This is a genomic window from Methanosarcina sp., assembly GCF_035390745.1.
In the GTDB taxonomy this organism is placed as follows: domain Archaea; phylum Halobacteriota; class Methanosarcinia; order Methanosarcinales; family Methanosarcinaceae; genus Methanosarcina.
The window spans coordinates 1-9,228 of sequence record NZ_DAOOUJ010000090.1; the positions used below are offsets into that span (position 1 = coordinate 1).

General features: G+C 43.5%; 6 protein-coding genes and 2 pseudogenes. 7 read left to right on the forward strand and 1 reads right to left on the reverse strand.

Translation table 11 applies throughout. The features are described from left to right. The 3 genes and pseudogenes from PLL47_RS13860 to PLL47_RS13870 all read left to right on the forward strand — a co-directional run. Positions 1-243 (forward strand): annotated as a pseudogene (locus PLL47_RS13860) (ribosome small subunit-dependent GTPase A); the annotation flags it as partial. Positions 244-397: 154 nt separating this feature from the next. Further along, positions 398-2,899, forward strand: a complete 2,502-nt coding sequence (locus tag PLL47_RS13865; protein ID WP_324447039.1) for a tetratricopeptide repeat protein — start codon at positions 398-400, stop codon at positions 2,897-2,899. A gap of 531 nt (positions 2,900-3,430) precedes the next feature. After that, entirely contained in the window at positions 3,431-4,405 is a 975-nt protein-coding gene (locus tag PLL47_RS13870) for a DUF362 domain-containing protein (protein WP_324447040.1), read from the forward strand. A gap of 98 nt (positions 4,406-4,503) precedes the next feature. Here the strand turns inward: PLL47_RS13870 and PLL47_RS13875 are convergent, their stop codons facing one another. Beyond that, on the reverse strand, positions 4,504-4,866 hold the full coding sequence (locus PLL47_RS13875; protein WP_324447041.1) for an MTH938/NDUFAF3 family protein: 363 nt from the start codon (positions 4,864-4,866) through the stop codon (positions 4,504-4,506). Positions 4,867-5,105: 239 nt separating this feature from the next. On the opposite strand from PLL47_RS13875, the gene amrS reads away from it, so the two are divergent. The 4 genes and pseudogenes from amrS to PLL47_RS13900 all read left to right on the forward strand — a co-directional run bounded on the left by amrS (position 5,106) and on the right by PLL47_RS13900 (position 9,077). Next, positions 5,106-6,140 carry an AmmeMemoRadiSam system radical SAM enzyme gene (gene amrS / locus PLL47_RS13880; RefSeq protein ID WP_324447045.1) on the forward strand — a complete coding sequence of 345 codons (1,035 nt, stop codon included), beginning with the start codon at positions 5,106-5,108 and terminating at the stop codon, positions 6,138-6,140. A gap of 215 nt (positions 6,141-6,355) precedes the next feature. Further along, positions 6,356-7,119: pseudogene (locus PLL47_RS15020) on the forward strand (ATP-binding protein). Positions 7,120-7,420: 301 nt separating this feature from the next. Continuing rightward, on the forward strand, positions 7,421-7,612 hold the full coding sequence (sp36, locus tag PLL47_RS13895; RefSeq protein WP_502883707.1) for a Sp36 family protein: 192 nt from the start codon (positions 7,421-7,423) through the stop codon (positions 7,610-7,612). 334 nt (positions 7,613-7,946) lie between these two features. Continuing rightward, the gene (locus PLL47_RS13900; RefSeq protein ID WP_324447044.1) at positions 7,947-9,077 is read left to right on the forward strand and encodes a methyltransferase; all 1,131 of its coding nucleotides are present in this window, start codon (positions 7,947-7,949) and stop codon (positions 9,075-9,077) included. Positions 9,078-9,228 lie beyond the last annotated feature (151 nt).

The window sequence follows — 9,228 nt, forward strand, 5'->3', positions numbered from 1 at the left end:
GCAGCCCGCAATTGCAAGTTTAAAGATTGCACTCACCGGGACGAACCTGGCTGCGCCGTCCTGCAAGCAGTAGAAGAAGGGCTTATTCCTGAGGAGCGGCTTGCCAGCTATCACAGGTTAACTGAAGAACTCATATTCCAGTCAAAAAAAGCCGAAATCGGGCTTAAACGGCTTGAAAAGGAAAAATTCAAGCAAATAGCAATGGATATTAAAAAATATAAGAAATCCACGGGGAAGCTGTAAGATAGGGTTTATTTTTAAGAAGGCAAGAATTCTCAGGATTTATAAATCATGTCGACCTGGAAGGAAGTGGGGAGGAGTAGTTCACATTGAGCCTTCCCTGACTTACAATTACCCTTACCTAGAATTATTATATGAAAAAACCTATGCTATTTCTATGTCAAGGAAGCTACAGGACTCTGCATTTCGCTTATTGAAGAAAGCGGCCGATGATATAGATCATGATAGATATAAAAAGGCCTTTGAAAACCTTGATAAGGTTGAAAAGATCGAAAAAGAAGTGAATAACCCTGAGATTTCATACCACCTTCTGTTTTTTAAAGGTTTTGCAAAATACAGAATTGATGAACTCGAAGAGTCGCTTGTACTTTTCGGAAAGGCGCTGGAAATTAGCTGGGACCTTTTTTCAAAAGAACCGGAAAAAGAAGATTACCGGTCTTTTATGCGAGACACGATTGGAAGCATTGGAGACATCCTTCTTAAGCTCGAAGATCCTGTTAAAGCAAAAGAGTATATCTATCCGATGAAAGGGATTTTTGAAAAAGCGGTTCTGGGTTTTGAGAAGTTATTGGAGTCAGATCCCGAAAATCCGGATTATCTCGAAGATTTCCTGAAAACGATCGAACACATAGGGCTCTGTTTTGAAGCCGGAGAATTGATCGAAGATGCAGTTCCACTTTTTGATATAAAATTCGATCTCATTGAGAAATTGCTCAAAAGTGAAACTGAAATATCCGAACACCTCAGCAGCCTTGATGACTCTCTTATGAATTTTGGAAGGATGTGCGAGGGAGAGGAATATTTAGAAGAGGGGTATATAGAAGAGGCAAAGCGCGTTTATGATCGGGCAATAGAGATTTACAGAAAAATCCTCGATAAAGACCCTGAAAACTCCGAAACCAAAGTTTACCTGAGTTACATATACCGTTACCTGGCAGGTATGTATTCGGACCAGGAAAATCTCGTAAAGGCAGAGGAATGTTATAAAGAAGCATTGGGACTGCTTGAAAGTGAGATTGAAAAAGAGCCTGAAAATATTCCGATTTCTGAAAATATTGAAGTTTCCGAAAACATTTCAGTTCCCAAAAATATTCTTTTTTCTATGGCCATTGCAGATATGTACAAAGATACAGGCTTAATATTTTCAGATGCGGAAGATACAACAAAGGCCAGGGACTACTATACGAAGGCAAGAGAAACTTTCCTGGGACTGATGGATAAATACCCTCATCTGCCTGGAGCCGATAAAAACCTTGCCAGCTCTTTAGACGAACTGGCAGAGCTGTTTTCGGAGATCGGAGACTTCGAAAGTGCAGAAATCTGCTATAAGGACGAACTGCAGATCTATGAAAACCTGCTGCAAAAAGAACATGAAAACCCCGAAAACCCTGAATATTCTCTGAAGCTTTCTGATATCTATCGGGAGCTTGGGGACCTTTTTGCGGAAAAGGAAGAAATTGAAAAGGCAAGGGCTTATTATGATAAGGAAATCGATATCTACGAAAACCTTCACCCAAAAGAAGCCGATAAACTCATGTTAGAAGCTAATAAGGCCGATACCTGGAACCAGATCGGAAGGCTGTATGCAGAAGAAGAGCCTGAAACTGCAGTGCAGTACCATGAAAGGGCTCTCCCCATATTTCAAAAAGCCTTCGAATCAGATCCCAGAAATGAATTTTTCTATGAGGAGCTGCTTGAAACCCTGACAAGCCTGGGTGTGCTGTTCAAAAAGAACATGGAGTTCGAAAAAGCGATCAAGGTGTATGAAAAAGTCTTGAAAGTCCAGAAAAAGCTCCTTGAGCTGATGACTTCGGAAAGCTGCCATGATACGGACCATGACCACGATCTGAACCACAGCCATGACCTGGACCACGAGCATGACCAGGACTATGGCATGGATCACGATCATGATCTGGATATAGAAACTACATACTTTGAACTTGGGGTGCTGCATTCAGAAATTGGGGACGAGGAAAAAGCCGGTGCCTACCACAGGCAGGCTCTTGAAAGATTTGAACAAATAATTGCTGAACAGTCAGAGAACCCGGAGCTCTTAATCCTTGCATCAGGTAGTGCTTTCTTTTTAGGAGTGGCCCTTCTTGAAAAACTGGAGTCCGAAAAGAAAGACTCAAGCATTGCAAGAAAATACTATGAGCTTGCCCTCAAGACAGTTGAAAAATTATATGAAGCCTACCCAGCGAACCTGAAGTTTCAGGAGATGCTTGCCAGTTTTGCTGAACAAATCGGGGACATATACAGGGATGCCGATAAACTGGAAGAAACAATCAAGGAATACGAATATGCATACAGAAGCCTTAAAATCCTGTATGAAAACGACCCTGAAAACCCAAAGCACCTCCATCATATGCTTGGAGCTCTGAATAATCTCGGGATCGGATATTCGGTTACGGATCAGCAGGAAAAAGGAAAAGAGTGCTTTGAAAAAGCTCTTGCCCTCAACAAAAGCCTTGAAGAATCCTACCAGGAAGACCTTGATCTCCTTAAAAGTAATTTTGTGCTCTTCAGCAACTACGCAAATCTTCTTGAAGAAATGGGAGACTCCAAAACTGCAAAAGAGTACCGTAAAAAAGCTGAAGAGATCGACGCAAAATTGACTGAAGAAGATCCTGAATGGGATTCCTCGCTCGAAGAGCTCTGATCTCGAAACCATAGAAACTTGCGGGCACTCACTGCCCCATCCAATTTTTTATCAGCCTCTTAAAAGAGCCGGTCTGTGCTGAAGGAGGTAGAGGAGGGGCTTATTCCTGAGGAACGGTTTGCCAGCTGTCACAGGTTAACTGAAGAACTCATTTTCCAGTCAAAAAAGCCAAAATCGGGCTGAAACGGCTTGAAAAGGAGAGATACAGGGAAATCGCGGTAACCAGTAAGAAATATCGGAAATTTACGGGCAAGCTGTAAGATTAAGTATTTTCTATCTGGGGAAATACTTCTCCTTTCTCTCCGAACAGCGCAACACCTAAAAATGAAAAAGACTTTCTTGACTGCATAGAACGGGTAAGAGTAGTAATTCGACTTATTTCAGGGAGGTATTTGAACGGCAAGCAAAGTCTATTTCGCAGACCTGAGGGCAAAAAATCCGAAGGAAAACACGATAAGCAAGATTCAGAGGCTTTTTGACGAAGCAGGTTTTGTCGAACTTCTGGGAGCAGATGACCTGACTGCAATCAAGATGCATTTCGGAGAATACGGAAACGACAGCTATGTCAATCCTGTCTATGTCCGGCATGTGGTGGAAAAAATCAGGGCAGCCGGAGCAAAACCGTTTATCACTGACACAAACACCCTCTATTCAGGGAGCCGGCATAATGCAGTTGACCACCTGACAACAGCCATAGAGCATGGTTTTGATTATTCTGTTGTCCGGGCTCCTCTTATAATTTCGGACGGGCTTAAGAGCCAGAACATCGCAGAGGTCGAGATCAGGCAGAAGCACTTCAAATCCGTGAAAATAGCGTCAGACATCGTTTCAGCAGACTCCATGATCGTAATGTCCCACTTCAAGGGGCATATCATGGCAGGGTTTGGGGGTGCGATTAAGAACCTGGCAATGGGCTGTGCGCCTGCGGCAGGTAAAAAGGACCAGCACTACCCTACAAGCCCGCACGTTGTCGAAGAAAAGTGCATCGGCTGCGGAAAATGCGTGGAAATCTGCCCTGTGGGAGCGGCATCCCTCGAAGGTGAAGTTTCCAGGATTGACCCCGGCATCTGCATCAGCTGCGGACAGTGCATGGAGGTCTGTCCCGAAAGCGCCATCGACCTTAACTGGGAACAGGACATCCCCGAATTCCTTGAGTGCCTGACCGAATACGCATACGGAGCCGTAAAAGGAAAAGAGGGTAGAGCAGGCTATTTTAATTTCCTGCTCAAAATCACTCCTGACTGCGACTGCGTGCCCTGGAGCGATGCCCCCATCGTGCCTGATATCGGAATCCTTGCATCAACCGATCCCGTGGCTCTCGACCAGGCAAGTTACGACCTTGTAAACAGGCAGAAAGGGCTTGCGGGTTCTGCTCTGCACTGCAACCATGAAGCCGGGGCTGACAAGTTCAAAGGGATCTGGTCTAAAATTGACGGTACCCACCAGCTTGAATATGCTGAAAAAATCGGCATGGGGAGCAGAGAGTATAAGCTGATTGAGATTTGAGTTAAACAGTTTTCTGTTTTTTTGAGTAGCCCAATCTCTTTTTTCAATTTTTCTCTTTTTCTTTAATTTTTTTGTATCTTATGTGGCGGAAATCTTAATCAGCAGGTCACGTGGAACATTGCAATGGTCTTCCCTTTACTTTTGTTCCAGATTTTTATTGCTTTCGGAGTTGGAAAGAGTTTAACCTTACAGTCTTTTTTCCGGAAATACTTCTTTGCTTTTTTTGAAAGCTCTACGTAGCCGGTCTGGCCTGTTCCCATAATGAGCTTCTCTGCCCCTTTTTCGTAGATGTATTTAGCTTCTTCAAGCGAAACTTTATGTGACGTCCCATACAGTTTTTTCGAAAGCTTTTTCCTGCGCTTTTCGACCTGACCTCCCAGGCGGATAATGATATCGTTCTCGAATGTCTTTTTCTTGACCGTTATCGAACCAAAACTTGTGGAACTGATTTTAGGTTTCATGTTTCCCCCTTTCTAAACTAAAGATCTTTTTCGGGCGTGGAAAAACCTTCCGCAGAAAGAGAATACTGAAAATAGTATTGTTCTGCAGACAATATTGTTTATGGGACCATATTGTTTATGAGACCACAGGCTTATTACCCTGCATGAAACAAATGAACAGGTGACAGCATTGTCTCACACCTTTTTTCATAGTCGCATTGTCCTGAGCAGGAAATTTCACAGGAACAGGGGGGTGTATGATGATTCACGAAGCCATGTTTTATGAAAAGCTTGCCGGAAATGAGGTGAAATGCAGCCTCTGTGCCCACAGGTGCAGAATCAAATCCGGTAAGCGGGGCATCTGCGGGGTAAGGGAAAATTGTGAAGGATCGCTTTTCTCCCTTGTATATGGAGGAGTCGCAGGCGAAGCTGTGGCGAATATAGAACAGAAGCCCCTTTACCACTATTATCCAGGATCCACGGCTTACTCAGTCGGTACAATAGGATGCAACTTCAGGTGCAGGCACTGCCAGAACTGGAGGCTTTCGCAGGCTGCTCTTGAAGATGCTTTTCTGGAAAACCTCAGCCCCTTCCAGCTTGTCAGGCAGGCTAAAATGGCGGGCTGCCAGTCGGTTTCCTGGACTTACAATGAGCCCACGGTCTGGTATGAGTATACCTTTGATGGGGCAAAGTTTGCAAAGGAAGCAGGTCTTGGAACAAGCTATGTGACCAACGGCTACATCACTCCCGAAGCCCTTGAACATATCGCCCCTTACCTGGACGCTTTCAGCGTGGACATAAAGGGTTTTTCCGATGAATTCTACCGGGATGTGTGCAGTGCAAAACTGGCTCCTGTACTCGAGGCCACTCAACTTGCAAAAAAGCTCGGGATCCACGTGGAGGTCGTAAACCTGATAATTCCCACTCACAATGACTCTTCTGATGAGCTCCGGGAACTTTCATGCTGGGTTTACGAAAACCTGGGGAGAGATACCCCTCTTCACTTTAACCGCTTCCACCCTCATTATAAAATGAAGGACCTTCCCCCTACTCCAGTAAATACTCTCGACAGAGCTCGTTCAATTGCAATTGAGGAAGGGATGCGTTTTGTGTACGTTGGCAATGTACCCGGGCACCCCCATGAGAATACTTACTGTCCTGAATGCGGGAGCCTTTTGATTGCAAGGGGGTTTTTTGAAGTCCAGGAGTATAACATAAACCCTGATAAGACCTGCCCGAAATGTGGAGAAACAATTCCCATCACAGGGGAATATGCCGGGGAGATCAGGGTTTAATTTAATTCTGTTATTTTTTCGAAAAGGAATATTTCGAAAGTTTTATCAAGCTTAAACCTTTTTTCATATATATGCATAAAAATCAAATGAATATTCATAATAAATGATAATTATTTTGTTTTAAGTTTTAATTGATATTCAGTTATCCGGATAAAATATTCGGAATTGAATAGTTTCTTCAGCACTCAAACAGGGTCTTGAAAAGAGGTGTGGAAATGAAAGTTCTTATTTGTGGAAGAGGTGGAAGCGGCAAGAGTACGATTACTGCTCTGCTTGCGAAGGCAATGGCAAGAAAAGGGTACAATGTGCTTGTTGTGGACAGTGATGAGTCTAATTTCGGACTGCACAGGCAGCTTGGTGTTGAAATGCCGGATGATTTCATGAATTACCTGGGAGGAAAAAAAGCCCTGGGAGAAAAAATGATGAAGGCGTTTCGGAGCGGGGAAGTTGCAGGTATTTTTGAAGAGAAATGGAGAATAACAGAAATCCCTGAGGCTTATACGGTAGAGAAGGGGAACATAAAAATGATGGCTGTAGGGAAAATCCATGATTTCGGGGAAGGCTGTGCCTGCCCTATGGGTGCGCTTGCAAAAAACCTGCTGAAAAACATAGAAACCACATCACAGGACCTGGTGTTTGTGGATACAGAAGCGGGAATCGAGCACTTTGGAAGGGGGGTTGAAGAAGGGTGCGACCTTGTCTGATGGTGCTTGATCCATCTTACGAGTCCATAAGGCTTTCAGAAAAAATAAAGCAGCTTGCAGAAAAAGCCGGAAAGCCTCTGTATTTCGTTCTTAACCGTACAGATAAAATAGGGGCTCATTTTATGATGGAAACCGTGGGCAAAAATCACGTCCTGGCCTCAGTGCCGTCGGACATGGAAGTTTTCAGGGCAGGGTTTGCAGGGGAAGAGCTTAACGTAGACCTCCCCGAAATAGAGTCCATTTCCGACTTCCTTGTTACCGGAATCGGAGCCTGAAGCTGTTCGCGGAAAAGGTCTGGTACGAATATTTCAGCCAATTTACCGGGCATGAACATCATAATATCTGCAATTCCTCCACAGATATTACAGTTCATTGCCTGGTTCATTTTTCATATTTCTGATCTCTAAAAAGGCATGCCGGAAAGTTTACAGTTGAGTCTGGCACAGCCGGATATGGGCTCTGTTCTGAAATCAACTTTAGTTGACTTAATCTCAAATCTATTTTTTAAAAAGATACATATAGCAGATGCCTCCAGTTAATATATGGTATAATATTACCCAATTTTACTGGAGATGAATGAAAGTGACCATCTGGGAATACGATGTAAAAGAGATCAGGTTCAGTGAGTGGTCAAAGGCAAAAGAAGACCTTAACAACCTTGGTGTTGAAGGCTGGGAACTGATTAAGTTTTCAAACGAGATCGATGAAAACGGCATGATCACAGCTGTTTTCAAAAGGCCCGTTGACTACGTCGATGCAGCCTTCTGATTCTTTTTTTATTTTATTCTTTCTTTGCTTTTCTCTTATTTAATTCTGAAGATTTACTTTTTGCTCAAATTCGACTGATGTTGCAATTCAAAATTTCAATGATATGTTGTCAGGTTTGAGACATACTCTGGATAAATCCTGAGTTAACAGTGTTTACGCATCTTGCTATAAGAAAAAACTATTATCCTGTTAATTATTACAATAATTTATCAAAATAATATTCATGGGGTAAATAGCTCAACTTTTCTATTTCAGGTTGTTATCTAGCTATTATTGCGACTGAAAGAGGTATCTAATTGTAAGGGCAGATCATATCTAAGAGGAGGAGAGATTTATGGGAAACGACGTGAAAAGTGGTACAGAAAATAGGTTTGAGAAGGAAATCGGTATCGACCTGATGCAAAAGCCTGAGGTAGATGCCAATCGTTTGTTCAAGATTTTTGATTCTTCTGTTCAGGGTCTCAGGGAGTGCAGGCTTATTGCTGCGGCTTTTGAGCTTGGAGTGTTTGAAGCCCTTAAAGTCCCTTTATCAGCAGGAGCTCTGGCTGAAAAGCTTGGCTGTGACCCCGTCCTCATGCCTCATTTCTGCGAGGCTCTCCATAGCTTGGGGTTCCTTGACAGGTTTGAGGAAGGGATAGACGAGGAAGAAGAAAAGGCTAAGTCTGTGAAAACAAAGAATGATGGGGCAGTATATCTGGTCTCAGAACTCAGTGCAACGTATCTTCTGAAAAGCTCTCCATTTTCTCAGCAGCATTACCTTGCAGAACGGATCAGAAATGTTGAACGCTGGGCACGTCTTCCGCAGATTATGAAGCAGGGGCCAGATATTGTCGAGAAAGGGCCTTTTTTCGGGGAAATCGTCCACTATATGGCAGAGAATGCCCGATGCGGGCTGCTTCAGGAAACGGTCCGTGTTGTTCGAGAAAACGTTGATTTCACAGGCGTCGAAAAGCTGCTTGATCTCGGGGGAGGGCATGGGCTTTATGCAATCGCTTTTGCGGATTTGAACGAAGAAATTCAGGCTTTTGTTTTCGACCTTCCCCCTGTTACGAAAGAAACAAGGTATTTTATTGAAAAATACGGGGCTTCAAGGGTGGATATAATTCCCGGGGACTTTTTTAAAGATGAAATCGGGAGCGATTATGACCTTATTTTTTCTTCCTTTAACCCCGGAGGAAAAGTGCCTTCCCTTATCCCCAAGATTGCCGAAGCCTTAAAGCCAGGAGGGGTTTTCGTGACGAGGCAGGTTCCTGACGAAAACATGAAGTCCAATCCAATTATGAGCCTTGACTGGAACCTCTGGACTTTTGAAGATGTGAAAAAAGGAGGTTCAGGCTACAGTTTTGAAAACAGCGTCCCTTTTAACGAATACATAGAGATGCTGGGAAACTACGGGCTCGAAGTTTTCCGCGCGCTTGACATGGAGGATGGGTCAAGGATTGTGTTTGCGTGGAAAGTGGGCTGAATTTTGCGGGGAAAATAAATTAAGTTACCGGATTCTTCTTTTCATTTTTCTGCTATATAGAGCTGAAGACACCTGTTTTATTATAGATAGCCGGAGAAATCTCTAACAGTAACCATTATTACCCAAAAAAACAATCACTCTATGGGGATTG